The sequence below is a fragment of the Cyanobium sp. NIVA-CYA 375 genome (assembly GCF_056108345.1).
This window is the reverse complement of record NZ_JBSYHW010000036.1, coordinates 1-25807: the sequence shown is the minus strand read 5'-3', so window position 1 is coordinate 25807 and position 25807 is coordinate 1. Positions and strand designations below refer to the sequence as shown.

General features: G+C 63.1%; 22 protein-coding genes. 16 read left to right on the top strand and 6 right to left on the bottom strand.

From position 1 onward, the window contains the following. Nucleotides 1–101: 101 nt before the first annotated feature. Complete coding sequence (locus AC01FP_RS10275; protein ID WP_474479960.1) at nucleotides 102–1232, top strand: DUF4912 domain-containing protein; 1131 nt, start codon at nucleotides 102–104, stop codon at nucleotides 1230–1232. Here AC01FP_RS10275 and leuS read toward each other — a convergent pair. Continuing rightward, on the bottom strand, nucleotides 1229–3856 hold the full coding sequence (gene leuS, locus AC01FP_RS10270) for a leucine--tRNA ligase (RefSeq protein ID WP_474479959.1): 2628 nt from the start codon (nucleotides 3854–3856) through the stop codon (nucleotides 1229–1231). The two genes, AC01FP_RS10275 and leuS, sit on opposite strands and share 4 nt — an antisense overlap. A gap of 58 nt (nucleotides 3857–3914) precedes the next feature. After that, nucleotides 3915–4154, bottom strand: coding sequence for an Hfq-related RNA-binding protein (locus AC01FP_RS10265; protein ID WP_474479958.1), 240 nt, complete (start codon nucleotides 4152–4154; stop codon nucleotides 3915–3917). 32 nt (nucleotides 4155–4186) lie between these two features. Between AC01FP_RS10265 and dapF the strand changes: the two genes are divergently transcribed. The 5 genes from dapF (at nucleotide 4187) to dacB (ending at nucleotide 9092) form a co-directional block, all read left to right on the top strand. Next, complete coding sequence (dapF, locus tag AC01FP_RS10260) at nucleotides 4187–5308, top strand: diaminopimelate epimerase (RefSeq protein WP_474479957.1); 1122 nt, start codon at nucleotides 4187–4189, stop codon at nucleotides 5306–5308. Then, nucleotides 5309–6493 (top strand): cysteine desulfurase family protein, encoded by a 1185-nt coding sequence (locus AC01FP_RS10255; protein ID WP_474479956.1) that lies wholly within the window; start codon nucleotides 5309–5311, stop codon nucleotides 6491–6493. Beyond that, on the top strand, nucleotides 6493–7185 hold the full coding sequence (locus AC01FP_RS10250) for a DUF1995 family protein (RefSeq protein WP_474479955.1): 693 nt from the start codon (nucleotides 6493–6495) through the stop codon (nucleotides 7183–7185). Before AC01FP_RS10255 ends, AC01FP_RS10250 begins: the two co-directional genes overlap by 1 nt. Before the next feature lie 73 nt (nucleotides 7186–7258). Continuing rightward, nucleotides 7259–7798, top strand: coding sequence for a DUF4330 domain-containing protein (locus AC01FP_RS10245; protein WP_474479954.1), 540 nt, complete (start codon nucleotides 7259–7261; stop codon nucleotides 7796–7798). Nucleotide 7799: 1 nt separating this feature from the next. Then, on the top strand, nucleotides 7800–9092 hold the full coding sequence (gene dacB / locus AC01FP_RS10240; protein WP_474479953.1) for a D-alanyl-D-alanine carboxypeptidase/D-alanyl-D-alanine endopeptidase: 1293 nt from the start codon (nucleotides 7800–7802) through the stop codon (nucleotides 9090–9092). Here dacB and AC01FP_RS10235 read toward each other — a convergent pair. Further along, nucleotides 9089–9961, bottom strand: a complete 873-nt coding sequence (locus AC01FP_RS10235; protein ID WP_474479952.1) for a hypothetical protein — start codon at nucleotides 9959–9961, stop codon at nucleotides 9089–9091. The genes dacB and AC01FP_RS10235 overlap by 4 nt on opposite strands. 8 nt (nucleotides 9962–9969) lie before the next feature. Next, nucleotides 9970–10455 carry a pantetheine-phosphate adenylyltransferase gene (coaD, locus tag AC01FP_RS10230; RefSeq protein ID WP_474479951.1) on the bottom strand — a complete coding sequence of 162 codons (486 nt, stop codon included), beginning with the start codon at nucleotides 10453–10455 and terminating at the stop codon, nucleotides 9970–9972. A 75-nt stretch (nucleotides 10456–10530) separates the two neighbouring features. Here coaD and AC01FP_RS10225 point away from each other — a divergent pair, with 75 nt between their 5' ends. Genes AC01FP_RS10225 through AC01FP_RS10195 form a run of 7 tightly spaced genes read left to right on the top strand, consistent with a single transcriptional unit; the run spans nucleotide 10531 to nucleotide 16693 of the window. Further along, nucleotides 10531–11025 (top strand): flavin reductase family protein, encoded by a 495-nt coding sequence (locus AC01FP_RS10225; protein WP_474479950.1) that lies wholly within the window; start codon nucleotides 10531–10533, stop codon nucleotides 11023–11025. Continuing rightward, entirely contained in the window at nucleotides 11022–12983 is a 1962-nt protein-coding gene (uvrC, locus tag AC01FP_RS10220) for an excinuclease ABC subunit UvrC (protein WP_474479949.1), read from the top strand. Before AC01FP_RS10225 ends, uvrC begins: the two co-directional genes overlap by 4 nt. Continuing rightward, nucleotides 12980–13291: a hypothetical protein gene (locus tag AC01FP_RS10215; protein WP_474479948.1), complete on the top strand. Its 312-nt coding sequence runs from the start codon at nucleotides 12980–12982 to the stop codon at nucleotides 13289–13291. The genes uvrC and AC01FP_RS10215 overlap by 4 nt, the downstream gene beginning before the upstream one ends. A gap of 2 nt (nucleotides 13292–13293) precedes the next feature. Continuing rightward, entirely contained in the window at nucleotides 13294–14805 is a 1512-nt protein-coding gene (locus tag AC01FP_RS10210; RefSeq protein WP_474479947.1) for a cryptochrome/photolyase family protein, read from the top strand. Nucleotides 14806–14848: 43 nt separating this feature from the next. After that, nucleotides 14849–15439 (top strand): protoporphyrinogen oxidase HemJ, encoded by a 591-nt coding sequence (hemJ, locus tag AC01FP_RS10205; protein WP_474479946.1) that lies wholly within the window; start codon nucleotides 14849–14851, stop codon nucleotides 15437–15439. A 22-nt stretch (nucleotides 15440–15461) separates the two neighbouring features. Continuing rightward, nucleotides 15462–16097, top strand: coding sequence for a PHP domain-containing protein (locus AC01FP_RS10200; protein ID WP_474479945.1), 636 nt, complete (start codon nucleotides 15462–15464; stop codon nucleotides 16095–16097). A gap of 29 nt (nucleotides 16098–16126) precedes the next feature. Beyond that, the gene (locus tag AC01FP_RS10195) at nucleotides 16127–16693 is read left to right on the top strand and encodes a hypothetical protein (RefSeq protein ID WP_474479944.1); all 567 of its coding nucleotides are present in this window, start codon (nucleotides 16127–16129) and stop codon (nucleotides 16691–16693) included. A gap of 22 nt (nucleotides 16694–16715) precedes the next feature. Here AC01FP_RS10195 and cobN read toward each other — a convergent pair whose 3' ends face one another. Continuing rightward, nucleotides 16716–20444, bottom strand: a complete 3729-nt coding sequence (gene cobN / locus AC01FP_RS10190; RefSeq protein ID WP_474479962.1) for a cobaltochelatase subunit CobN — start codon at nucleotides 20442–20444, stop codon at nucleotides 16716–16718. A gap of 85 nt (nucleotides 20445–20529) precedes the next feature. On the opposite strand from cobN, the gene AC01FP_RS10185 reads away from it, so the two are divergent. Genes AC01FP_RS10185 through AC01FP_RS10175 form a run of 3 tightly spaced genes read left to right on the top strand, consistent with a single transcriptional unit; the run spans nucleotide 20530 to nucleotide 25440 of the window. Beyond that, complete coding sequence (locus AC01FP_RS10185) at nucleotides 20530–21447, top strand: branched-chain amino acid transaminase (protein ID WP_474479943.1); 918 nt, start codon at nucleotides 20530–20532, stop codon at nucleotides 21445–21447. Between the two features lie 41 nt (nucleotides 21448–21488). Continuing rightward, a complete protein-coding gene (gene metH, locus AC01FP_RS10180; protein WP_474479942.1) occupies nucleotides 21489–25118 on the top strand; it encodes a methionine synthase in 3630 nt (1209 codons plus the stop codon). 49 nt (nucleotides 25119–25167) lie between these two features. Continuing rightward, entirely contained in the window at nucleotides 25168–25440 is a 273-nt protein-coding gene (locus tag AC01FP_RS10175; protein ID WP_474479941.1) for a small RNA NsiR4-regulated ssr1528 family protein, read from the top strand. A 3-nt stretch (nucleotides 25441–25443) separates the two neighbouring features. On the opposite strand, the gene AC01FP_RS10170 is transcribed toward AC01FP_RS10175, so the two are convergent. Further along, nucleotides 25444–25671: a hypothetical protein gene (locus AC01FP_RS10170; protein ID WP_474479961.1), complete on the bottom strand. Its 228-nt coding sequence runs from the start codon at nucleotides 25669–25671 to the stop codon at nucleotides 25444–25446. Nucleotides 25672–25807 lie beyond the last annotated feature (136 nt).

Here is a 25807-nt window from a genome sequence, read left to right as displayed (position 1 = left end):
AGCTGCGCATCAATCATGAAGTGGTGACTGCCTATGTCATGTCAAGGTCAGGCCGGCACGCCCCGTGAACGGTTACCGAGTTTCTTCGGAAAGCAGTTGTCATGACCACGTCAGGTTTTCCGATGTCAGGTGATGGTGACACTAGTGATTTGACCTTGCGCCAGTTACGCCAGATGGCCAGCAATCTCGGCATTGGCCGCTATAGCCGCATGCTTAAGGAGCAGCTGCTAAGTGCCATTCAGGGCAAGTCCAACTCCCAGCCCGAGGCCAACCAGACAGGTGGCGATGCTCCACAGGTTGTGGATCTCCGCAGCATCGAGGCTGAGATGAGCTCTGCCCCTCGGCCTTCAGCCCAAACCTCCATTGTTTTTCTACCCCGGGATCCGCAGTGGGCCTTTGTGTTCTGGGAGCTCTCTGACGATGATCGTCGCCTTGCCATGGCAGACGGTGCCAGTCAGTTGGTGCTGCGGGTAGCTGATGTCACCGGTCTTGGCGGTGGTGCAGCCCACCCGCACACCATGCAGGAAGTGGTGGTGAACAGCCACGCCACCGAGTGGTACCTACCCGTTCCGCTCAGTGACAGGGACTACCGGGTTGAACTTGGCTACCGGGTTGGTGGTCGCGGCTGGAAATCCCTGGCCTTTTCCTCGGTGGCTCGGGTTCCGGGCCTCCATCCCAGCGAACAGGTCTTGGATCAATTCGTGCCCTTCTCCTTGGATGCTGCGGCACAAACAGCAGCTGCCGCTGCATTTACGCCCGTGGCCGTGGCTGCCCCAGGTATCCACGAGCGGGTCTACCAAGCTGCAACCTCGACCTGGCGGGCTGTCGGACGTGGTTCCGAGGCATTCCATGAGGTGGATGGCAACTCCGACCAGTCCCTGGGTCTGAATGCTTCCGGTGTCGGCATGTGGGTCAGCGGCCGCAGTGAGTCGGGAGCTGGTGGCGTGGCCACCCGTCAGCGGGCCTTTTGGCTGGTTGCTGACGCCGAGCTGATTGTTTATGGAGCCACCGATCCTGCAGCAACCCTGCGCATCGGTGACGAGATTGTGCCCCTTGGCGAAGACGGCACCTTCCGGCTTCAGGTGCCCTTCAGGGATGGCCAGCAGCTATACCCCATTACCGCTGTGGCAGCCGACGGTGAACAGCGCCGCAATATCACCCTTGAATTTGTCCGCACAACTCCGCAAGCCAATGTAAATACCGCTGAAGAAGCGGTGGCTGAGTGGTTTTAGGGCACCAGATTCACCAGCCTGCCAGGCACCACGATCACCCGGCTGGGGGGCTTGCCCTCCAGCCATTTTTCGGCGATTTCGCTTTTTAGTGCCAATCGCTCCAGGGTCGCTTTATCAGCATCAGCCGGCACATCCAGGCTGCCCCGCACCTTGCCCTTCACCTGAATCACTATGGGAATTGTGTCGCGCACCAAGGCTGAAGCATCTAGTTGCGGCCAGCGCTGAGCATGAATGCTGCATTTGCCATCGGGATTGCCACCCAGGCGTAGCCAAAGCTCCTCCGCCAAGTGGGGGGCAAATGGAGCCAGCAGAACCAGCAGGGCGTGCAAGGCCTCAACGGCCACCGGCTCGGAGACCGCTCCAAGATGTTCGCCCATCGCATTGCTGAGCTTCATAAGCTCCGACACGGCAGTGTTGAACTGGTAATCACCCTCAAGGTCGTCACTAATAGCGGCTATTGCCGTGTGCACTGCCCGGCGCAGCTCCTGCTCTCTGGTCGACAGAGATTGGTTGGTAAATCGACCCGACTCCCCTCCAGCCGGCGAGAGAAGCAGACCCCGGGCGCAGGCTGCGTCGACCAGTCGCCAAAGGCGCTGCAGAAAGCGGAACTGGCCCTCCACATCGGCGTCATCCCATTCCAGATCTTTTTCTGGCGGGGCCTTGAACAGGATGAACATCCGCGCCGTATCGGCGCCGTATTTGTCGATCACCTGGGCAGGGTCGACACCGTTGTGCTTCGACTTCGACATTTTTTCGTAGAAGGTGTCAAGCGCCTCGCCGCTGACCGGGTCGCGGGGGTCGTTGGGCTCGGCTACATCAGCCGGAGCGATGTACTTGCCGGAGCTGGGGTTTTTGTAGGTGATGCCCTGCACCATTCCCTGGGTTAGCAGGCGGAGGAAGGGTTCATCGAAGCCCAGCAAACCCCGGTCGCGCAGCACCTTGGTGAAGAAGCGGGCATAAAGAAGATGAAGGATCGCGTGCTCGATGCCACCGACGTATTGATCTACCGGTAACCAGCGGTCCACCGCCTCGCATGTAAACGGAAGGTCTGTGTTGTGGGGATCGCTATAACGCAGGAAATACCAGCTGGAGCACATGAAGGTGTCCATGGTGTCGGTCTCACGTTTCGCCGCCTTGCCGCAGCAGGGGCAGGCCACCTTCACCCAGCTCTCCAGCTGGGCTAGGGGCGATCCGCCCTTACCTTCAAGGTTGGCGCCCACCGGCAGCTCCACCGGCAACTGCTCGGCCGGTACGGGCACCACGCCGCAGCTTTCGCAGTGGATTACGGGGATCGGACAGCCCCAGTAGCGCTGGCGGGAGATCAGCCAGTCGCGCAGGCGGAACTGCACCTTGGCGCGGCCCCAGCCCTGGCCCTCTGCGGCCTCGCTGATGGCCCCCTTGGCCTCAACGCTGGATAAACCATCGAACGAACCGGAGTGAATCAAAACTCCGGCCCCAGTCCAGGGGCCGCCCTCGAAGGCGTGCTCGTCGCTGCCGTGGGGAATGATCACCTGCTGCACTGGCAGCTCGTATTGCCTGGCAAAGACGAAGTCGCGCTGGTCGTGGGCCGGCACACCCATTACAGCGCCTGTGCCGTAGTCGGCGAGTACGTAGTCGGCGATCCAGAGGGGGATCAAAGCGCCGTTGGCTGGGTTGCGCACCCGGGCACCGATTGGCACACCCCGTTTGGGTTTGTCGTCGGCCGTGCGCTCAAGCTCGCTTTGGCGGCTCACCAGATCACAGAAGGCCTGCACGTGGATCGCCTGCTCGGCGGTGGTGAGCCCAGCTACGCGGGGGTGTTCGGGGGCCAGCACCAAATAGCTAACTCCAAAAATTGTGTCCGGGCGAGTTGTGAACACGGTGATCTGTTCACCAGTGCCAGCGCCAGCGGCATCCACAACCTCAAAGTGCAGCTCGGCGCCGGTACTGCGACCAATCCAGTTGGCCTGCATGGTGCGCACTCGCTCCGGCCAACCCTCGAGCTTGGGCAAGTCGTCCAGCAGTTGGTCGGCGTAGTCAGTGATCTTGAGAAACCATTGGCGCAGCTTGCGCTTCTCCACCAGGGCTCCGGAGCGCCAGGAACGTCCCTCGCCGTCTACCTGTTCGTTGGCAAGCACCGTCTTGTCGATTGGATCCCAATTGACGGTTGCGTCCTTCTGGTAGGCCAGACCAGCGTCCAAAAACTGCAGAAACAACCACTGGGTCCAGCGGTAGTAGTCGCTGTGGCAGGTGGCCAGCTCCCTGTTCCAGTCGATAGAGAGGCCAAGCCGCTTCAGCTGGTCCCGCATCGAGGCGATGTTCCTATCGGTCCAGGTGCCGGGATCGATCCCCCGTTCGATCGCTGCATTTTCAGCCGGCAACCCGAAGGCATCCCAGCCCATCGGATGCAGCACCTGTTTTCCGCGTAGGCGTTGCACCCGGGCGATCACATCGGTGATCACGTAGTTGCGCACATGGCCCATGTGCAGGTTCCCCGATGGATAGGGGAACATCGACAAGGCGTAATAGGTGTTGTCTGCAGTCGCCGCATCCGGCTCAGGTGTGCGGTGCTGTCCAGTGGACTCCCACTGCTGCTGCCAGCGAGATTCGAGGGCCTGGGGTTGGTAGCGGGGGGCGTCGCTCACGGCAGCCAGGCTGGATCAGAGCTTTGATCGTGCCACAGCCCAGTTGGCAGCCTCCGGTTCAGCCAAGTGCGCGGATCGTCGCTGCAGCCGAACGACTGATCAGGGTGAGGGGGCGGTTTTCGTCCTGTTTGAGCGCTAGGTATTGGCTGTCCTGCCAATGCAGCAATCCTTCAAGCTCCCCCACACCCAGCACCTGGACCGCCACCGGTGTTTTGTGGCGGATCAGATCCTGCAGGTGACGAATGCTGGGCTGAGAGGTATCGAGGGCGGTGGGCCGCCTCTCGAAAAAGCTCTGCATAAGATCTAGCTGTTGCTGCGCTCGCTCCCATCGTGCTCCAGTTCAGCAAGTACCAGGGCCTGGGAAATGATTTCCTCATGCTTGATGGCCGTGGAGCCGCTAGCACCGATGCCAGTTACGGCCTTACCCAGGAGCGAATCCAGCGCCTCTGCGATCGCCGCTTCGGTGTTGGCGCTGATGGTGTGATCCTGGCCCTGCCGCCCCGGCAGGGGGGTGAGTTGCGCATGCGGATCTTCAATGCCGATGGCACGGAGCCGGAGATGTGCGGCAATGGCATTCGCTGCTTGGCCCGGTTTCTGGCCGATAGCGATGGCGACACCCCCGGGCGTCAATGGCAGATTGAAACCCTGGCGGGCCGCATCGTTCCCGAACTAGGCCAGGACGGCAACATCCGTGTCGACATGGGAGCTCCTTTTTTGGAGCCCGCAGCCATTCCCACAACATTGCCCCTGGGGGAGTCCGGGGTTGCCCAGGGCACATTGCAGGTGGCTGGCTGCTCGTTTGCAGTCGGGGCGGCCGGCATGGGCAATCCCCACGTTGTTATCCCAGTCGACGACGTGGCAGCAATTGATCTGGAGCTATTTGGCGCGGAATTCGAGGTTCACCCTGCCTTTCCCGCCCGCACCAACGTTCATTTTGTCCAGGCCCTTAGTCGCAGCCATTTGGTGATGCGGGTGTGGGAGCGCGGTGCTGGCCCCACCTTGGCCTGCGGCACCGGTGCTTGCGCCACCCTCGTGGTGGCCCATCGCTTTGGGCTTGCCGAGCGTTGCGCACGCCTCGATCTGCCCGGGGGGCCCCTCGACATTGATTGGGACGAGGCCAGTGATCACATATTTATGACCGGCCCGGCTGTGGCTGTCTTTGACGGTGTCGTCACCCCCGAGCTCTGGGGCGATGAACCCTTTGAGCTGGAGACTGTCGCCCCTGTTCAACCATCCGCGCCCACACCTGCAGCTCCACCTGCGGTCGATTGCGCCAGCGTCTGCACCAACGGCTGCATCCGACCTGAGGCCTGCCCTTCGGCCGAAGCCCGGGCCCGGGTCGAGGCCCTGCTCAACAGCAGCTCTCTCGATGACCTGGTGGCCTTGGCCACCAACTCCCTCGAATCCCGGATTCGCTCCCGCTTCGAGCACGATCCCGTCCAGGGCGGCTGAATGGGCCAGCAGGGGAGTCAGGCGGCAGTGCTGGCGCGCTACTTCGATACCAGTGCCACCACCCCTGCCGCTGCTGAGGTGTTGGAGGTAATGGCCCTAGCCCAGGCCACGGCCTGGGCTAATCCCTCCAGCCTCCACCTCCCTGGCCTTGCTGCCGCAGAGCTGCTCGAGCGCTCCCGCCTGAGCCTGGCCGAGGGGCTGGGCTGCGAGCTTGATGAACTGGTGGTTACCTCAGGTGGCACCGAGGCGATTCACCTGGCCCTGCTCGGAGCTGCCGCCGCGCTCGAACCCGGCCGGCTGTTGATCTCAGCGGTTGAGCATCCGGCCACGCTGGCGGCAGCGGCCCAACTGCAGCGGCGTGGTTGGAGCCTCCAAACCGTGCCAGTAGACAGCCAGGGCTTACTCGATTTGGATGTTCTGGATGGTCTACTAATCCCCCCCACCCGTCTGGTGTCAGTGATCTGGGGGCAAAACGAAGTTGGCAGCCTCCAGCCGATTGAAGCGATCGGGGCCCGCTGCCGGCGGGCGGGGGTGCTGTTGCACGTTGATGCGGTGCAGGTTTTGGGCCACCTTCCCGTGGTGTTTCGCCAGCTCCCCATCGATCTATTGAGCGGGGCAGCCCACAAGCTGCAGGGCCCCAGGGGGGTGGGTCTACTGCTGGTGCGTCGTGGCCTCGCCCTCCAGGCCCAGCTGGGCGGTGGCGGCCAAGAGGGCGGCAGGCGGGGCGGCACCGAACCTGTGGTGCTGTTGAGCGGCTTCGCCAAGGCCCTGGAGCTCAGTGGTGCAGCGCCGTCTCTGGCACCTTTGCGCGACTCTTTGCTGCAGCGTCTGCTGACTCTTCCCGGGGTGCGGTTGAGCGGCCCCCCCCCGGGCGACTTACGCCTGCCCCATCACCTCAGCCTGCTGGTGGCTTCCGAGGCCGGTCTGCCGCTCTCTGGCCGCGAACTTGTGCGGCAGCTATCCCGCCAGGGCTTTGCCCTGAGCAGCGGTTCGGCCTGCAGCAGCTCTGGATCGGCTGCCAGCCCCGTGCTCCGGGCCCTGGGCATTAGCGAGGCCGACGCTGCCAGTGGCCTGCGCATCAGCCTCGGGCCCTGGCACCGCGCCGCCGATCTTGAGGCCCTGGCCTTGGCACTGCAGGTCACGCTGGCGGCCTCGGTAGCGTCAGCGCACCCGTTGACGGCCTGATGCTTCCCCCCGATCTGCGCAGCGCCGAGGCTGAAGCATTGGCGGCGATCCAGAGCGCCCTGGCGGTAGGCGCCAAGGGGCTGTGGAGGGTTGAGCTCCGTTTTGAGGGCTTGCGTGTGCTGCCTCTGGCTTTGAGGCTGCAGGCCAGCCTCAGTCTCACTTCGCCCAGTTTGCGACTGCTTTGTGCCGATGCTGGTGCCACCGCCCTGGCCCAGCGTGATGCCCCTGATTTCGCCAACCGCATCGCCAGCCTGCGAGATCAGATGCGCCTTCAGCAGGCCGATGGCGGCAGTGAGGGCTTGCTGCTGCTGGTGGCGCCCACCCCCGCCGACTACGAGGAGGTGGAGCAGGTGTGCGCCCTGCACCGCGGCACAGTGTTGCTGTTGAACGGCAACCTTGAGGATGCGGCCGTCGGCATCGGCAGCGTGGCTCGGCAGCGACGCAAGGGTTTTCTGGCCGGTTGGCAGAGCGCCTATGCCCTGATCCCAACGGGCGACGGGGCCCTGCGTCGGGCCTGTCCCGGTGCCTGGGAGCTGTACCGCTGTGATGCCGATGGCTACCGCTTTGTTTGCGACTTTGAACAGAAGCCAGATTTGGAGCAGCAGGCGTTAGCCATGGCGGGTGAGGCCGGTCTGGGGCTCGGCGCCAATCTCAAGGTTATGGACGCTTTTATTGAAGGCCTGCGCAACTAGTGCGCTTCGGGCTCGCTTTCCCTGGTTGCATCTGGCCAGCCTCCGTACACTTCGCCAAACTCTTACCGTGCCAATGGCTTCCAAGAGCGACCTAACCCCTGCAGCCAAAGGACGCTCCTGGAGCCTCGTAGACATCGGTGCCGCAGTTGCAGTGCTGTTAGCCGCTGCCGGGGTGATCTGGAGCCCCAAGCTCAGTGGAGCCGTGGCCCAGGCCACCGGTGGCCTCACCCCAGTCACCGTGCTGGTCGATGTTCGTGGCGTGCCAGTGGCCGATCCCGGGGCCTTGATTCAGGCCGCCAAGCGGGAGGGCAAGGTGGCGATCGTGATTCGCAATCAACCCCATGGCTCGGTGGGGGTCAAGCAGGTGTTGCCCTTGCAGCGCCGGCTGGTGGCGGTTCAGCCCAACGGAACGGTGGTGACGGCTATTGATCCCAACCAGGCAACCCTGGGCAGCCTCGATGCCCGCTTTGTGCTCGAAGGCCAGGGCCGCAAAAGTGGTGGCGGTGTTGTGTTTGGCAACCAGAACCTCAAGATTGGTGCCCCGGTGGAAATCGAAGGGAAGCAGTTCCGTGTTGGCGGCACGGTCAGTGGCCTGCAGGTTGGCGGTGGTTGAGATGACCCACATCATCAGATTTGCCAGTTACCAATCTTTGCGGCGCCGTTCTGGGGTGCTGGCTTTAGCCGTCTTTTTAGCGGCCTTGCCAGCAGCTGCCCTGGCCCAGCAGGTCCCCCTAGCTTCCCTGCCACCGCTTCCCCCCTCTGTTGGCCTGCCCCAGCTGCAGGCTCAGCTGAGTTGTCCGGCGCTGCAGCAGCGGCTGCTTGCCACCGTGGCGGGCCAGGCTTCTGTGTGGAGCATCACCATTGCCGATGCCCAAGGTCGCCTGCTGGCCGACCTCAACGGCACCCGGCCCCGCATTCCAGCTTCTAACCAGAAGCTGGTGAGCACGGCCTACGCCCTAGACCGGCTAGGCCCTGACTACCGGCTCCATACCCAGCTCTGGCGGCTGGGGGATGGCAGCTTCCGCCTCACCGGCGAGGGAGACCCCGACCTGGCCCTGCCCCAACTGCAGCGCTTTGCCATGTTGGCGATGGGATCGGGTGGCAGCAGTGGCGAAACGCCTGCGCTGGTGCGGTTGCAGCTTGCAGAGGAGCCACGCCAGACCTGGTGGCCCCAGGGTTGGCATCCAGACGACCGCTACTACGCCTACGGCGCCCCGATCACTCGGCTGGCTGTCACCAGCAACGCCATTCACGAGGCGGTGATGAACCCACCGTCCCGATTGCAGACGCTGCTTCAGAAAACCATGGTTCAGCGGGGAGCAAAGGTGCAGGTGTCACTGGTTTCGGCCAGTGCCGCCTTGCCGGCTAATGCGGTGCTGCTGCATCAGGAGCCATCGGCGCCGATGCACAACCTGCTGAGCCTGGCTAACACCGAAAGCCACAACTTCACCTCTGAAGTGCTGTTGCGACAGGGCGCTGGCACCTGGGATCTGGCCCAAGCCAACCAGCGTCAGACGTTGTGGCTCCTTGAACAGGGCTTGCCGATGCAGGGGGTTCGCGTTGCCGATGGCAGTGGCCTCGACCGTGCCAACCGGCTTACCAGCCGCTTCCTGGCGGCTCTGCTTCTGCGTATGGACCAGCACCCCTACGGTCGCGCCTACCTGGCTTCGATGGCGGTTGCGGGCCAGCGGGGCACCCTGCGCAACCTCTATGTGGGTACTCCCCTGCAGGGGCAGTTCTTTGGTAAAACTGGCACGCTCAGTGGGGTGCGCTCCATCAGCGGCGTGCTTCTGACGGCAGCTGGCCCCCGCTATGTGAGTGCCATTAGCAATGGCGCCAGCTCGCCCAACGACACAATTGGCAGGGTGCTGCGGCAGGCGCAAAACACCCAGCTTTGTTCCCTCTAGCCCGCCAGCTGCTTGAGGGTGTTGGCCACGCGCCGGCGACGTCCCACCGTTTCCTCACCGGCGGGGTTAGCTGTTTCCGGGGCCTGCAGGCGCACCAGCTCCCGGCGGCCGCCTAGCACCACCTGGCTCATCTCCTTCAGCCTGCCCTCCAGCTCTCCCAGCACCTGTTCGGCGTAGCGGTTTGCACCCTCCTGAATGGTGGCAGAGTCTTGGCGGCTGCGGCTCACTAGGGCGTCGCATTGCTGCTGGGTCTGCTGACGGAACTGCAGGGCATCGTTGTGCACCCGTTCCGCTTCTGCCTGGCTGTCCCGCTGCACCCTCACCCCCTCTTGGCGGATCTGTTCGAGTTCGGCCATGGCCTGCTGGCGGTTGCGGTCGTGTTGCTCGAGCAGCTGGCGGTTGCGCTCGGCGGTTTCCTGTTCAAGCTGCTGGCGACGAATCGCAAATTGCTGCTCCATCTGGGCCATGCGGGCCTGGTGCTCCTGTTCAGCTTGGGCAACCTGCTGGCGGGCTTGGAGCAGTAGCTGTTCGCATTGCTGACGGGCCTGATCGCGCAGTTCACCAACCTGACGCTCTGCTTCCTGGCGGATGGCGGCGTTGTTGATCAGCTGCTCCCGCTCCCGTTTGCCGGTCGCAATGATCTCGTCGGCCTGCAGGCGGGCCTGGCCAATGAAATCCTCCCGCTGGCGGATTAGCCCTATGGCCTGCTGCAGCTGGGTTGGCAATGATTCCCGCAGGGCATCCATCACTTCGATGGCGTCCTGCTCATTTACCAGCCGTCCGCCGCTGAACGGAATGCGGCTGCCTTCCAGCACGATCTCCTCAAGCTGATCCAGCTGTTCAAGCACGGTGATGGTGGGCTCAGCCATGGACAGCTTTAAACAGATTCCCGATTAAAAAGCCTGATCAGGTCTTCCGCCACTCCGGGGGGAACCATGTGACGCACATCGCCGCCAAAGCGAGCCACCTCCTTCACCACAGAACTGCTCAGAAAGCTGTGGTGCACAGCAGTTGCTAAAAACAGCGTTTCGACCTGGGGGGCCAAAGTTTGGTTGGTGTGGGCGATCTGTAACTCGAATTCAAAGTCGCTCAGGGCTCGGAGCCCCCGCAGGATCACCTGGGCCTGGCTGCGAGTGGCGAAATCAACGGTGAGGCCATCAAAACTTCCTACCTCCACTCCCCGGAGGTGGGCCGTGGCGGTGCGGATCTGCCCTAGGCGCTGCTCGAGGCTGAAGGCCGGCTGCTTGCTTGGGTTCTGCAGCACCGCCACCATTAATCCATCAAACAGGCGTGCAGCCCTCTCGATTAGGTCGAGGTGGCCCAGGGTGAGGGGATCGAAGCTGCCGGGGTAAAGGGCTCGCATCGTTCCAGCCTATGGTTCGCCCCTCCGTTTCTAGTGTGGGCGCAGTCCACAGCGCCTTAGGGCGCCCTTGCCGCCATGGCTCCCAACGCCGCTCTTAATGCCGATGCCAAGAAAACTCTGTTGCGCAAGATCCCCCATGGCGTGTTCATCTGCGGCGTAGCGGAGGGGGAGGAGGTCAATGGCTTCACAGCCAGCTGGGTGACCCAGGGCTCCTTTGAGCCGCCTTTGGTGGTAATGGCAGTGCGTGCCGACAGCACCAGTAACGGCATCATTCAGCGCACCGGCAAGTTTTGCTTGAACGTGCTGGCCGCAGACCAGAAGGACCTGGCCGCCGTTTTCTTCAAGCCCCAGAAGGGCATCGGCGGTCGCTTCGATGCCGCCCCCTTCAGCCTCGGCGAGCTTGGTCTGCCGGTTCTCGACAACGCCCTGGGCGCGGTGGAGTGCGAGCTGGTAGGTCAGGTGGCCCATGGCGACCACACCGTGTTTGTGGGCCAGGTGAAAACGGCCACCCTGCACCGCGATGGTGCTGCCCTTGAGCTCGCTAGCACCGGTTGGCAATACGGCGGTTGAGCCTGCCCCTGCTGCAGCAACCCGAACGCCTCAAGGTCCGGCTCAAGGAGGTGCCCTCCGAGCCGGGCTGCTATTTGCTGCGCGATGCCAGCGATCGCATCCTCTACATCGGCAAGGCCAAGCTGCTTCGCAATCGGGTGCGCAGTTATTTCCAAAGTGGTAGCGGCCATGGCCACAGCCCGCGCATCTCCCTGATGGTGCGCCAGGTGTGTGAGATCGAATTCATCGTCACCGACAGTGAAGCCGAGGCGCTGGCGCTCGAATCCAACCTGATCAAGCAGAATCAGCCGCACTTCAATGTGCTGCTCAAGGACGACAAAAAATATCCCTATCTGTGCATCACCTGGAGTGAGGCTTACCCGCGCATCTTCATCACCCGGCGGCGGCGGTTTCGCTCGCCCCTGGATCGCTTTTACGGGCCCTATGTGGATGTGGGCCTACTGCGCCGCACCCTCACTTTGGTGAAGCGGGTGTTCCCTTTGCGCCAGCGGCCCCAGCCGCTCTACAGGGAGCGCACCTGCCTCAACTACGACATCGGCCGCTGCCCAGGGGTGTGCCAGGAAAAGATCAGCTCCGAGGCCTACCACCACACCCTGCGCCAGGTGGCGATGGTGTTTCAAGGGCGCAACGAGGAGCTGCTCGAGCTGCTGAATGAGCAGATGGGTAAGTACGCCGAACGCCTCGACTTCGAGAGCGCCGCGCGGGTGCGCGACCAGCTGCAGGGCATCGACACCCTTACCGCCGACCAGAAAATGAGCCTCGGCGACAGCTCGGTGAGCCGTGATGTGGTGGCTTTAGCCGCTGATGAGCGGGTGGCGGCGGTGCAGCTTTTCCAGATGCGGGCCGGCAAGCTGGTGGGGCGGCTCGGCTTCACCGCTGATGCCGTCGGCGCCGATGGCCAGCCCCTGGAGCCCGGCCGCATCCTGCAGCGGGTGGTGGAGGAGCACTATAGCCAGGTGGAGCCGGTGGAGATTCCCCCCGAGCTGCTGCTGCAGCACGCCCTACCCCAGCAGCCCCTGATCGAGGAGTGGCTGGCGGAGCGCCGCGGCCGCAAGGTGAAACTTGCCGTGCCCCAGCGGCAGCAGAAAGCCGATCTGATCGAGTTGCTGGAGCGCAATGCCAGCTACGAGCTGCAGCGGGCCCAGCGCGGCGCCGAGCAGCAACTGCTGGCCACCGAAGACCTGGCCCAGCTGCTGGAGCTGCCAACCCCCCCACGCCGTGTCGAGGGCTACGACATCAGCCACATCCAGGGCAGCGACGCCGTGGCCTCCCAGGTGGTGTTTATCGATGGGCTGCCGGCCAAGCAGCACTACCGCAAATACAAGATCCAAAGCAGCTCGATCCGCTCCGGCCACTCCGACGACTTCATGGCCATGGCCGAGATCATGCGCCGCCGCTTCCGCCGCTGGGCCCAGGCCAAGGCCGAGGGTGCCGACCTGGGCGAGCTGAGGCGGGCCGCTAGCACCACGCTCCACACCGGCGGCCTCAATGATTGGCCCGATGTGGTGATGATCGACGGCGGCAAGGGTCAGCTCTCGGCGGTGATGGAGGCCCTGCGGGAGCTAAACCTGCACGAAGAGCTGGTGGTGTGTTCCCTGGCCAAGCAGCGGGAGGAGGTGTTTCTGCCCGGGGCGAAGGATCCGCTGGAGAGTGAGCCCGACCAGCTGGGTGTGCAGCTGCTGCGCCGTCTGCGCGATGAGGCCCATCGCTTCGCCGTGAGCTTCCACCGCCAGCAGCGGGGCGAGCGGATGAAGCGCTCGCGCCTCTCCGATATTCCTGGCCTGGGACCGAAAAGGGTCAAGGAGTTATTGGCCCATTTCCGCTCGATTGACGCCATCCAGTTGGCCAGTCCAGAGCAGATCGCCGCTGCCCCGGGAGTGGGTCCGGCCCTGGCCCGCCAGGTGTGGGATTACTTTCATCCCAGTGACGAGCCCGCCGGCGAGGAGTTGGCCAGTTGAGGCGTCTGGCTTCCCTGCTGCTAGTGCCCTTGGCCCTGGGGCTGCTGCTGCTTTTTTCACCTGCCCTAACGCCGCCGGCCCTCGGCGCTCCAGGCATCTGCGTTGGGCCCGTCTGTGGTGATGAGATCCACCGCAGCGCTAAGCATCACTGGCAGCTGCGGCTGCGGGTAAACGACCAGCAGGGTCAGCACGAGCGTCTGGTGGTGGATTGCCGCAATGGGGTGCTCAGCCCCCTGGCTGGTCCGGTGGAGCGGGGCTATGCCGCGGCCGTAGCCCGCCGTGCCTGCCGGCTGGCTGGGGAGGCCTGAGCGTGATTGGCATCTGGGTGCTGGGCGACCAGCTGGACCCCCTCCAAGCAGCTTTGGCTGCCCACACCCGCGCAACCGCCCGGGTATTGCTGATTGAGAGCAGCTCGGTGCTGCAGCAACGCCGCTATCACCGCCAGAAGCTGGTGCTGGTGTGGAGTGCCATGCGCCACTTCGCGGCCGAGTTGCGCCGGCGGGGTTGGACGGTGGACCTGCTTGAGGCCCCGACCTTCGCTGAAGCACTTAAGGATTGGCTGGCCGAGCACCAGATCAGCGAGCTGCATCTGATGGAGCCAGCCGAGCGGCCCTTTCGGGAAGCGATTGAACGGCTGCCCCTGCCTACGCCCCTGGTGTGGCATCTCTCCAATGCTTTTCTCTGGAGCCGGGATGATTTCGGCGCCTGGGCTGCTCCCTACAAGCAGCTGCGCATGGAATTGTTCTACCGGGAGGGCCGCAAGCGTTTTGGCGTGCTGATGAGCGATGACGGCCAGCCGCTTGGAGGACAGTGGAACTACGACCAGGAGAATCGCAAGGCACCGCCCAAGGGGCTGGTGGGACCAGAGCCCTTGGTGTTTGAGCCAGATGCAATCACCCGGGCCGTGATTGCCAAGGTGGACCAGCTGGCTGCGGAGTTTGAGGCCGCTGCTGAACCTGGCTTACCAGGTATTAGTGCGCCGTTCGGCTGGGCAGTTAGCCGCAGCCAGGCGCTTGCTGTGCTGGAACATTTCATCGATACGCGCCTCGATGGCTTCGGCCCATTCCAGGACGCCATGGTCAGCGGCCAGCCCACCCTGTGGCACGCCCTGCTCTCCCCTTATCTCAACATTGGCCTGTTGCATCCGCTTGAGGTGATCCGCAGGCTGGAGCAGGCAGGGCTGGAGCGGGGTACCCCCCTGGCCTGCCTGGAAGGGGTGATTCGCCAGATTCTTGGCTGGCGCGAATACACCCACGGCCTCTACTGGTGGTTTGGCGCCGACTACCCAGCTCGAAACCACTTCGGCGCTAATCGTCCGTTGCCCGCCTGGCTGGAGCAACTGGGCGGCAGTGGCATGGCCTGCATGGACACGGTGCTGGCCGAGCTCGAGGTAAGCGGCTACGCCCACCACATCCAGCGCTTGATGGTGCTTGCCAACTACGGCTTGATCGCTGGGCTGGATCCCCAGGCCTTCACCGCCTGGTTTCACCGCATGTTCATTGACGGCTATGACTGGGTGATGCAGACCAACGTGCTCGGCATGGGGCTGTTTGCCGATGGCGGCCTGCTGGCCAGCAAGCCCTACGCCGCCAGCGGCAACTACATCAACCGGATGAGCAGCTACTGCAAGGGCTGCCAATACAACCCCAAGCAGCGCACTGGAGCGGATGCCTGTCCCTTCAACGCGCTCTATTGGGATTTCCTGGCTCGGAACCAAGAGGGTCTGCGCCGCAATCACCGCATGGGGCTGGTGATGAAGCAGCTCGAGAAGATCCCCGCCGAGGAGCTGGTGGCAATCCGGGCCACCGCTGCGGCCCACTGAGCACTGCGGCCCTAGCTTGTGGGCCCCTGCTTGAACTACTGCCATGCCCTTATTGACCCTGAGCTGGCCCGCCGAGGCCTACCTCTGGTTCAAGACTCTCCACATCGTGGGGGTGGTGGTGTGGTTTGCCGGTCTTTTCTATCTAGTGCGGCTGTTCATCTATCACCGCGAGGCTGAGGAGCTGGAGGAGTCCCTGCGGCCGGCTTTCCAGGCCCAGTACGGCTTGATGGAGCGCCGTTTGGCCAACATCATCACCACCCCCGGCATGGTGGTCGCTGTGGTGTGTGCGGCTGGCCTGCTGAGCGTTAATCCCGCCTGGCTGCAGCAGGGCTGGATGCACGCCAAACTGGCTTTCGTGGCTGCTTTGCTGGCCTATCACGCCTTTTGCTATCGGCTGATGGGCCAGCTCAACAGGGGAGCCTGCAGCTGGAGCCCTAAGCAATTGCGGGCGTTAAACGAGTTGCCCACCCTGCTGCTGGTGATCGTGGTGATGCTTGTGGTGTTCAAGAACCAATTCCCCACCGGCGCTGCCACCTGGTTCATCGTGGCCCTGGTGGTGTTCATGGCCGCTTCGATTCAGTTCTATGCCCGCTGGCGGCGGCTGCGGGCGGAGCGGTTGTCCCCGAGTGCCTGATCACCTGGTGCCTAATCACCCCTTGCGCCAGGTACTCCGCCAGCTGACGCCGGCCTGCTGCCCTAGCCGGGTCAATTTCCACTGCCACACCCTCTGCAGCGACGGCAGCCTGAGCCCCTTTGAGCTGGCCCAGCAGGCCCTAGACCTCGGCCTGGAGCACCTAGCGATCACCGATCACCACAGCCTGGCCGCCCACGGGCCTGCCCTGGAGGTGTTTGAGGCAGCGGCTAGCGAGGGCCGTGCCGTGCCCAGCTTCTGGCGAGGGGTGGAAATCAGCTGCTTGCTCGAGGGTTGTTTGGTGCATGTGCTGGTTCTTGGTTTTGATGCCGATCACCCCAGCCTTGAGCCTTACCTGCAGGGCCGGGCCCTGGTGGGGCCCGCGCTCCAGGCTGGGGCGGTGTTGGAAGCGGGGCGCCAAGCGGGGGGACTGCTGTTGCTTGCCCATCCCGCCCGCTACCGCCTGCCCTTCCAGCGATTGATCGCCGCCGCCGATCGTCTCGGTTTTGATGGCGCCGAGGCCTGGTACGACTACCAGATGCAGCCGCGTTGGACACCAACACCGCTGGTGTGCGAGGCGATCGCCGCCGAGTTGCAGCAACGTGGCCTTTTGATGAGTTGCGGTACCGATACCCATGGACTAGCCCTTCTTGGCCGCTAGGGTTTCCTGACGCTTACCCCTAGCAGTCGATGGGTTTATTTGATCGCCTGTTCGCCACCCGCGCCGGCAACCCCGCCCCCGCGAAAACCCCCCAACCGAAAAAGGAGGTTGAGACCTTCTTCCTGGACGCCGACGCTTCCAGCAGCATGGGCAACGTTGATTACATGCGGCGCTCCAACACCATTCGCCGCACCTTCCCGGGCACGGCTGACAGCCCCGGCAACAAGGAGATGGTGGCAGAGGTGGCTTCGATGGAGTCGCGGCTGGAGCGGGTCTCTGATGGCTTGGGTGGGCAGACCAGCCAGCCTGAACCAGCCTTTGATCTCACCCGTGGTGTGCCAAAACCAGTTAAGAAGACCTTCGCCCAAACCATGTCCCAGGCGGAGCTTGATCAGCGCATGAAAGGTTCTGCCCTAGGGGTGAACGTGCCTGGTGGTAACGCAGCGATCAAGCAGGAGCAGGAGCAGTCTCAAGCTCAGGCTCAGGCCCAGGCCGCTGCAATGGCAAGGTCGCAGCCCCAGATCAGCCAGCAGGCCAGCGGCAAAGCTGGCGACATTGATCCCTTCAAGCGCATGAGCAGAGAATTGAAAGGTTGAGCATGCCGGCTTCTTGGTTGCCTTAGCGCTGCTCAATCAGACTTTCGCTATCAAGAACCAGCTGGCGCAACTGCTCCAGCTGGTTTTTTTGTGCCCCTTCCCACAGGCCCCTGTTGTGGGCTTCCAGTAGCCGTTCGGCCATGTCGCGCAGGGCCCAGGGATTGCTCTGCACCAGAAAATCACGCACTGTCTGATCCCCGAGCCACTGGTCGCAGATGGCGCCGTAGCCCCAGTCAGGCACTCGGCCGGTACTGGCGTCGTAGGCAAACAAATAATCGAGGCTGGCAGCCATTTCGAAGCCGCCTTTGTAGCCGTGACCTCTCATCGCTTCGATCCAGCGGGGGTTGAGCACGCGGCTGCGCAGCACCTTGTCAAATTCCCGCTCCAGCCGGTGCAGCCGGGGCCGGGCAGCTCGGGAATGGTCGCCAAACCAAAGTGCCGGGCGCTGGCCTGAGACCCGCTCCACCGCAGCACTTAAGCCTCCCTGAAACTGGTAGTAGTCGTCGGAGTCGAGCAGGTCGTGCTCCCGGTTGTCCTGGTTGTGCAACACCACCTGAACCGCCTTGAGCCGTTGCTCCAGGCCGCTCCGGTCGGCCTGGGCTTCGATCCCAGCCTGCCCAGCAGCCCCGGCCTGGCTGTCGTAACGCCAGCTGCTCCAGTTCAAAAAAGCCTCGCCCAGGTCAGCCCGCTCCTCCCAGTGGCCGCTGTCGATCAGACCCTGCAGACCTGCCCCGTAGGCCCCTGGCGCTGAACCGTAGACGCGGGCGCTGTGGCCTTCGCGGCGGTAGGCGGCGGCGAGGGGGTTGTCTGCCTCTGGTTCGGCTAGAGCGGCTACCAGTTCAGTGGCCCGGTTAACCCACCCCACCAGCTGGGGGAAGGCGTCGCGGAACAGTCCTGAGATGCGCAGGGTGACGTCCACCCGCGGACGGCCCAGCAGGCTGAGGGGAATCACCTCCAGATCCACCATGCGGCGGGTGGGTCCATCCCAAATCGGTCTCACTCCAAGTAGGGCCAGGGCCTGGGCGATGTCTTCGCCGCCATTGCGCATCGTTGCCGTGCCCCACACCGATAGGGCCAAGTTGCCCAGGTGCTCCCCCTGCTCCTGAAGGTGCAGTTCCAGCAGCAATTCGGCGCTGCGGCGGCCCAGGTCCCAGGCCGCTTCGGTGGGTAGCCCGCGCAGGTCGACGCTGTAAAAATTGCGCCCCGTCGGCAGCAGGTCTGGCCGGCCGCGGCTGGGGGCGCCGGAGGGTCCTGCGGCAATGCGCTCCCCCTCCAGGCCCCGCAGGAAGGCTTCGCGCTCGGCGCGGCCACAGGCCAGTAGGGGGGGCAGCAGGGCCTGGCGCAGGTGCTGCAGCGCCTGCTGCAGCCTGGGTCCAGGCATTGGCGAAGGCTTGGCTTGGCTTTGTTGCTTACCGGCCAGCTCCTGCTCCACCAGGGTCAGTGCTTGCGCCTCCAACAGCGCAACCCCATCTCCCACCAGGCGCGGTAGCTCTCCGCCAAAGGCGGCCTGGAGCCGTTGCTGGTCTGGCTGGCCCAGGGGCGTGCTGTCTTCATCGCCCCAGGGGTCGAAGCTGAGCTGCAGGTCTTGCGCCAGGGCCTGGGTGAGGCCGGGTTGCGCCGCCAACGGACAGCGGGCAAGGCAGAGCAGCAGCTCCGCCAGCCGACCGGGCTCCGGCAGGGTGCCGAAGGTGTGGAGCCCCAGGCGGATCTGGGCCTCCTTGAGCTCGCAGAGGTAGCCATCGGCAGCATCGAGCCGGACATCAAGCTCCGCGCCGTCGCTGAGGGGTAGCTCCAGGTTCTCGAGCTGCTCGGCCAGGGTCTGGCGCAGGGGGCCGGCCCGTTCACTGCCGAGCTGACAGGCTTCCCAATACTCATCCAGCAGCACCTCAAGTCGCTGCAGGGCCCCATGCAGGCCTGCCCGTCCGAGGGGTGGCGTCAGGTGATCGAGGATCACCGCCTGGCTGCGGCGCTTGGCCTGGGAACCCTCGCCGGGATCGTTGACGATGAAGGGATAAAGGTGTGGCAGCGGCCCCAGGGCCCACTCCGGAAAACAGCTGGCGGACAGCCCCAATCCCTTGCCAGGCAGCCATTCCAGGTTGCCGTGCTTGCCCACATGCACCACCGCATGGGCGCCAAACTCCTGACGCAGCCAGAGGTATTGGGCCAGGTAGGCGTGGGTGGGAGGCAGGTCGGGGCTGTGATAGCTGAGGGTCGGATCCCTGTCGTAGCCGCGGTCAGGCTGGATCAACACGCTCACGTGGCCGAGCTGCAGACCACGGATCGGGAAGCCGGCTGCAGCTCCGGCAGCGCTAACCAGAGCGACATCGAGTTCAGGCGGTCCCCACACCGCCTCGAGCCTTTGGCGGCCCTCGCTGGGGAGGCATGCATACCAGGCCTGGTATGTGGCAAGAGGCAGCAGGGTCAGGGCGGGTCTGTGCTCGCTTTCCGGATCGTTGCTACGTCCAGCCAGCAGCATCTGGATCAGGGCCTCGCCATCAACAGGCAGTGGGCCCTGCAACTTGTAGCCAGCCCCGGCAAGCCACTGCACCATCAAGGCCGTTGAGGCCGGCGTATCGAGTCCGACGCCATTGGCGAGGCGGCTGTTGCGGGTTGGGTAGTTGGCCAGCACAAGCGCAACGCGCCTTTCGGCAGCTGGGGTTTGGCGCAGGCGGATCCAGTTGGCACAGAGCTGGGCGATCCAGGCCAGCCGTTCCGGATCCGGTTGGTAGCGCTGCAGGGCCGAGGCCAGACGCTCGCTGGCGCCCACGGTCTCCTTAAAAGCGCCAATGCGGGTAGTGAGCCGCCCGTCCAACTCTGGTAAGGCCACCTGGAGGGTGAGGTCGGTTGGGCCTAAGCCGATGCTGCTGGTCTGCCAGCGGCTGCGGGGCTGGCTACTGCAAAGCAGCTGCAGCACCGGCACACCAAGTTGCTCCCATAGCGGCGCCCCTAGGCCTGCCTCCTCAAACTGCACAGAGGCAAAGGAGGTGCTGCACAACACGGCTTGGACTGCTTCCCGCTGCAGCAGGTCAGCCACACCCCGCTGTACCGCCCCATCCCGTAGGCCGCTTACCCACAGTGCCCGCGGGCATAGTCCCGCCTGGCGCAGGGCCAGCAGGGTGGCATCCATCAGGGCCAGGTCACCGGCCTGTAGCAGGGCCCGATAGGCGATCACGCCTACGCGAGGGCCTTTCTCCTGCTGCCAATCATGGGCTAGTGGATCGGCGAGGGGCTCGGCTCGTGGCGGCGCTGGGGACCGACCTTCGAGCAGACCCTGCAAAGCCCGTAGCAGTTGGCGCAGGTTGGCGGGTCCCCCCTCCCGCAGGCAGCGGGCCAGGCCGATTGCTAATTCAGGATCAACGGTGCCCAGCCCCGCTAGCACCTGCTCCTCATCGGCCGTGCCCGCCAGCACGAGCAGTTGGCGCCCTGGAGCTAAGCCTGCCCAGTTCTGGAGCTGCTCCAAGCCATAACTCCAGTGGCCCCTTCCCCCCAGTAACCGCACAACCACCAGCCGGGCGTGGCGCACCGTGAAATTGAGGTAGTGGTCGATCTGGGCCGGGTGGGCCAGGGCCGCCAGGTTTAGGCCGCGCAGCTCGGCTGTCAGCAGCTGGGGTTCCCGCTCAAGCAGCTGGTCAATGGCCAGTAGGTCGGTGTCAGCACTGCTGAGCAGCAGCACAGGCGCGGCAGGCTGCTCCACCAAGGCGCCGATATCGGCTGCTGCTCCTCCCCCAGGTATCGATGCCAAGCGATGCATCGCCCCATCCTGCTTGCTGCGGTGAGAAGATCGGTTCATTCCGGCCCCAGGCCGCCGCGCCAGCACCGCCCGCTTCGCCCTCACCATGCACCAGTTCCTGCCCTACGCCTGGTTCGGTGGCCGATGCGTGCCCTTTGCCGAAGCCACCCTGTCGGTGGCCACCCACGCCCTCCACTACGGCACTGCAGCCTTTGGCGGCATGCGGGCCCTGCCCAATCCCAGCGACCCGGCTGAGATCCTGCTTTTCCGCGCCGATCGCCACACCCGCCGGCTCAGCCAAAGTGCCCGGCTGTTGCTCACGGAGCTCCCCGAACAGACCATTCACGATGCGATCGTTACCTTTCTGCGGGCCAACAAACCCACCTGCCCTGTTTATCTGCGGCCCTTCGTTTACACCAGTGATTTAGGTATCGCACCGCGGCTTCACAACATTGAGACTGATTTTCTGATTTACGGGCTCGAGCTGGGCGACTATCTATCCCCTGAGGGTGTGAGTTGTCGCATCTCCTCCTGGACCCGCCAGGAAGACCGTTCCCTGCCCCTGCGCGGCAAGATCAGCGGCGCTTACATCACCAGCTCCCTGGCGAAGACGGAAGCCGTCAAAAGCGGTTTTGATGAGGCCCTGCTGCTCAACAGTCGCGGCAAGGTAAGTGAAGCCAGCGGCATGAATCTTTTTATTGTTCGAGATGGTGTATTGATCACCCCTGGGGTTGATCAGGACATCCTTGAAGGCATCACCCGCGCCAGCGTGCTGGAACTGGCCCAGGCCATGGGCATTCCCACCCTGGAGCGTCCTGTCGATAAGAGCGAGCTGTTTGTAGCTGATGAAGTGTTCCTCAGCGGCACCGCCGCCAAGGTCACCCCAGTGCGCCGGGTGGAGACCACCGACATGCCTGGCCAGCGGCCCATAATGAATGCGATTCGTGAGCGTCTAACGGCAATCACGGAAGGCCGTGATTCCGCCTATGACAACTGGGTGACACGGATACGCGTAGACAGTTGAGCAACATGAATGCAGCAATAGCACCTCAGGTGGTTCAGCGGATGGGCTTTCTAGATCGCCTGCATGGGCCTGAGCGCCCTGTTCTGGTGTTTGACGGTGCCACAGGCACCTCCTTGCAGCTGATGGACCTGGGCCCCGATGATTTCGGCGGCGCTGCCCTTGAGGGCTGCAACGAAAACCTTGTATTCACGCGCCCCGATGCGGTGCAGGCAGTGCATCGCCAGTTTTTGGAGGCTGGCTGCGATGTGATCGAAACCGACACCTTCGGGGCTACCTCGCTGGTGCTGGCTGAATACGACATTGCCGACCAGACCTTTGCACTCAATAAGCGGGCAGCAGAGCTGGCCCGTGAAGTTGCCGCTGCCTACTCCACCCCAGACAAGCCGCGCTTCGTGGCTGGCTCCATGGGGCCGACCACCAAGCTGCCGACCTTGGGGCACATCGACTTCGACACGATGAAGGCATCGTTTGCTGAGCAGGCCGAAGGGCTGCTGGCGGGAGATGTGGATCTATTTATCGTCGAGACCTGCCAGGACGTGCTGCAGATCAAGGCGGCCCTGCAGGGCATTGAGGACGCCTTCGCCAAGACCGGCCAGCGGCGTCCGTTGATGGTGAGCGTGACGATGGAGACCACCGGCACGATGTTGGTCGGCTCCGACATAGCTGCTGTGGTGGCGATCCTGGAGCCATTCCCGATTGATGTGCTGGGGCTCAACTGCGCCACGGGACCGGAGCAGATGAAGGAGCACATCCGCTACCTGAGTGAGCACAGTCCGTTTGTGGTGAGCTGTATCCCCAATGCCGGCCTGCCAGAAAACATTGGCGGTGTAGCCCACTACCGCTTGACCCCGCTCGAAATGAAGATGCAGTTGCTGCACTTCGTTGAAGATCTAGGCGTGCAGGTTATAGGTGGCTGCTGCGGCACCACCCCTGCCCACATCGCCGCATTGACCGAATTGGCAGCCGAGCTGCATCCAGCTGCTCGACCGGTGCGCACCCCCCAGACCCAGCACGCCCGCCCCCTGCTGCAGGGTGAGCCTGCCGCGGCCTCGATCTACAGCACCACGCCCTACCACCAGGACAATTCCTTCCTGATCATTGGTGAACGGCTTAACGCCAGCGGCAGCAAGAAAGTGCGCGAGCTGCTAGCTGAGGAGGATTGGGATGGCCTGGTGGGAGTGGCGCGGGGTCAGGTGAAGGAGAATGCCCACGTGCTCGACGTCAACGTCGATTACGTCGGTCGCGATGGTGAACGGGACATGCATGAGCTGGTGAGCCGTCTTGTCACCAACGTCAACCTGCCGTTGATGCTTGACTCCACCGAGTGGCAGAAGATGGAGGCCGGGCTCAAGGTGTCCGGTGGTAAATGCATCCTCAATTCCACCAACTACGAAGATGGGGATGAGCGTTTCTTCAAGGTGCTGGAGCTGGCCAAGGCCTATGGCGCCGGGGTGGTCGTTGGCACCATCGATGAAGAGGGCATGGCACGCACAGCCGAGCGCAAGTTTGCAATCGCCCAGCGCGCCTATCGCGATGCGGTTGAGTTTGGAATTCCAGCTCACGAGATTTTCTACGACCCCCTAGCCCTTCCTATATCCACGGGCATTGAGGAAGATCGGCTCAACGGTGCGGCCACAATTGAGGCAATTCGCCGCATTCGCACCGACCTACCAGGGGTTCATGTGGTGCTGGGCGTCAGCAACGTGAGTTTCGGCCTGTCGCCGGCGGCCCGGATTGTGCTCAATTCGGTGTTCCTGCACGACTGCTGCGAAGCCGGCATGGATGCGGCGATCATTAGCCCTGCCAAGATTCTGCCCCTGGCAAAGATCAGTCCAGAGCATCAGCAGATATGCCGCGATCTGATCTACGACCGGCGTCGCTTTGAGACCAATGAGCCGGGTGCTATTTGCAGCTACGACCCGCTCACCGTGCTCACCACCATGTTTGAAGGGGTGAGTGCCAAAGAGGCCAGGGCCTCTGGTCCCTCTCTCGCCGACCTGAAGGTGGAGGAGCGGCTAAAGCAGCACATCATTGATGGTGAGCGCATCGGTCTCGATGCCTCCCTAAACGAAGCGCTGGCTACCTACCCGCCGCTGCAGATCATCAACACTTTCCTGCTCGATGGCATGAAGGTGGTGGGCGAACTCTTTGGCTCCGGCCAAATGCAGTTGCCCTTCGTGCTTCAGAGCGCCGAAACCATGAAGGCGGCGGTAGCTCATCTTGAGCCTCACATGGAAACAGCTGAGGGAGAAAGCTCAGCCAAGGGTAAATTTTTGATCGCCACTGTCAAAGGAGACGTGCATGATATTGGCAAAAATCTTGTAGATATTATTCTTACTAATAATGGTTATGAGGTTGTTAATTTAGGCATTAAGCAGAGCTGCGAGGCGATCATCGATGCCCAGCGGCAGCATCAGGCCGATTGCATCGCCATGAGTGGTCTGCTGGTGAAGTCGACTGCCTTTATGAAAGACAATCTGGAAGCCTTTAATGTGGCTGGCATTGCCGTACCGGTGATATTAGGCGGAGCCGCTCTTACTCCCAGATTTGTCAATGGCGATTGCCGCGCCGTCTATCGCGGCCAGGTGATTTACGGCCGCGACGCTTTTGCTGACTTGCGCTTTATGGATGCGCTGATGGAGGCGAAGGCTGTTGATTCCTGGGACGACCTGCAGGGCTTCCTTGGACCAATCCCTGATGGTCTTGGCTTGGCTGCCCCGGAGTCTTCAGCGCCAACGCCTGCCGATCCTGGTGTCGACAATCCACCAGCTGCTGCGACGACTGCGGCAGCTGTCGTAACCAGCATCGAGCCAAACGATCAGCGCTCCGCGGTTGTAGCCGAAGAACCTGCCCTTGTGCCCCCTTTTTGGGGTAGCAATGTTTTGACGGAGCAGGAGATCGATCTGCAGGAGGTTTTTGCCTACCTTGATCGCAGCGCCCTGTTTGCTGGCCAGTGGCAGTTGCGTAAGACCCAGCAACAGAGCCGTGACGACTACGAAGCGATGCTGGCCGATAAGGCGGAGCCGGTGCTGCAGCACTGGATGGGGCGCTGTCTCGAGGAGGGCCTCCTGTCACCGCGGCTGGCCTACGGCTATTTCCCCTGCGGCCGTAGTGGCAATGCCGTGGTTGTGTTCGATCCGGCCCAGCGGGATCATCAATTGGGATGGTTCGATTTGCCGCGGCAGCGATCTGGCAACCGCTACTGCATCTCCGATTTCTACCGAGATCTATCGATCGGAGCCGATGGCTCTGCATCGCCAACTGATGTGTTACCGATGCAGGCCGTGACCATGGGCGAAGGCGCCACCAGCTTTGCCCAGCAGCTTTTTAAAGCCGATCAATACACCGATTACCTCTATTTCCACGGACTGGGGGTCCAGATGGCTGAAGCACTGGCCGAATGGGTGCACGCCCGAATTCGGCGGGAGCTTGGTTTTGCCGATCCGACTGCGATGCCCTTGCGAGATGTGCTGGCCCAGCGCTATCGCGGTAGCCGCTACTCCTTTGGCTACCCCGCCTGCCCAAACGTTGCCGACTCCCGCCAGCAGCTCGCCTGGCTCGGTGCTGAGCGGATTGGTCTGTCAATGGATGAGAGCGACCAACTCGAACCTGAGCAGAGCACCACTGCCCTGGTGGCCCTGCATAGCCAAGCCCGTTACTTCTCAGCCTGAGCAGGGGGGCGGCGGCTTCTAGCCTGGTCAATCACCTTGCAAAACGGCTATGGCCATTGCCGGTCCAGGCGGCGTTGATGCCGCAATCGCCTCGGGCATTGACCTTGATGGCACCCCGATCCCTCCCGAAATGGTTGCCCTTTACACGGAGGTGATGGATCTGGAAAGCCAGCGGGCTCGCAGCGGCGTCAAGAAGTCGATGCGCAATCGCATCGTCAAGACAGGCTCGAAGCATTTCGACCAAGACGACCTTGATGCCCGACTCAAGGCCGCCGGCTGGGATGGTCTCAAAGCCAAAGAGATAGCTTTTTTCTACTCCTAAGCGCTAGCTGCACAGCTCTTCGAGGGCGTCGATCACCTGCTGCTGAAACTCCTCCAGTTCGGAGGAGTCGCTCAGGTCGATGCCTTCGCCGGCGGCGTTCTGGGTGAGTTCCTGAAAATGGAACGCCCCTTCGCCGTGGGCGAGGAATTCCATGGCGGATGGTTCACCGCTTTCTTTGTACGCGTCGCAGAGGGCCAGAAAGGCCGCATCTTCGGTGAATTCCCAGCTCATGAAGGGGGCCGCGCTGAAAAACAGGATGAACGCGCTCATCGACCTTTAACGCCTCCCCCCGGTGACTTTCAGGAAAGTTGTCACTCCTTGGCTGCCATTCAGGCGGCCTTGATTAAGGGTAGCGCCATGAGCGGAT

Coding starts and splice junctions, on each gene's coding strand:
- metH (WP_474479942.1), top strand. CDS start 21,489: ATGGGCTTTCTAGATCGCCTGCATGGGCCTGAGCGCCCTGTTCTGGTG.
- AC01FP_RS10275 (WP_474479960.1), top strand. CDS start 102: ATGACCACGTCAGGTTTTCCGATGTCAGGTGATGGTGACACTAGTGAT.
- dacB (WP_474479953.1), top strand. CDS start 7,800: ATGACCCACATCATCAGATTTGCCAGTTACCAATCTTTGCGGCGCCGT.
- AC01FP_RS10225 (WP_474479950.1), top strand. CDS start 10,531: ATGGCTCCCAACGCCGCTCTTAATGCCGATGCCAAGAAAACTCTGTTG.
- AC01FP_RS10265 (WP_474479958.1), bottom strand. CDS start 4,154: ATGCAGAGCTTTTTCGAGAGGCGGCCCACCGCCCTCGATACCTCTCAG.
- hemJ (WP_474479946.1), top strand. CDS start 14,849: ATGCCCTTATTGACCCTGAGCTGGCCCGCCGAGGCCTACCTCTGGTTC.
- AC01FP_RS10185 (WP_474479943.1), top strand. CDS start 20,530: ATGCACCAGTTCCTGCCCTACGCCTGGTTCGGTGGCCGATGCGTGCCC.
- cobN (WP_474479962.1), bottom strand. CDS start 20,444: ATGCATCGCTTGGCATCGATACCTGGGGGAGGAGCAGCAGCCGATATC.
- AC01FP_RS10195 (WP_474479944.1), top strand. CDS start 16,127: ATGGGTTTATTTGATCGCCTGTTCGCCACCCGCGCCGGCAACCCCGCC.
- AC01FP_RS10250 (WP_474479955.1), top strand. CDS start 6,493: ATGCTTCCCCCCGATCTGCGCAGCGCCGAGGCTGAAGCATTGGCGGCG.
- AC01FP_RS10175 (WP_474479941.1), top strand. CDS start 25,168: ATGGCCATTGCCGGTCCAGGCGGCGTTGATGCCGCAATCGCCTCGGGC.
- AC01FP_RS10235 (WP_474479952.1), bottom strand. CDS start 9,961: ATGGCTGAGCCCACCATCACCGTGCTTGAACAGCTGGATCAGCTTGAG.
- AC01FP_RS10245 (WP_474479954.1), top strand. CDS start 7,259: ATGGCTTCCAAGAGCGACCTAACCCCTGCAGCCAAAGGACGCTCCTGG.
- coaD (WP_474479951.1), bottom strand. CDS start 10,455: ATGCGAGCCCTTTACCCCGGCAGCTTCGATCCCCTCACCCTGGGCCAC.
- AC01FP_RS10170 (WP_474479961.1), bottom strand. CDS start 25,671: ATGAGCTGGGAATTCACCGAAGATGCGGCCTTTCTGGCCCTCTGCGAC.
- AC01FP_RS10255 (WP_474479956.1), top strand. CDS start 5,309: ATGGGCCAGCAGGGGAGTCAGGCGGCAGTGCTGGCGCGCTACTTCGAT.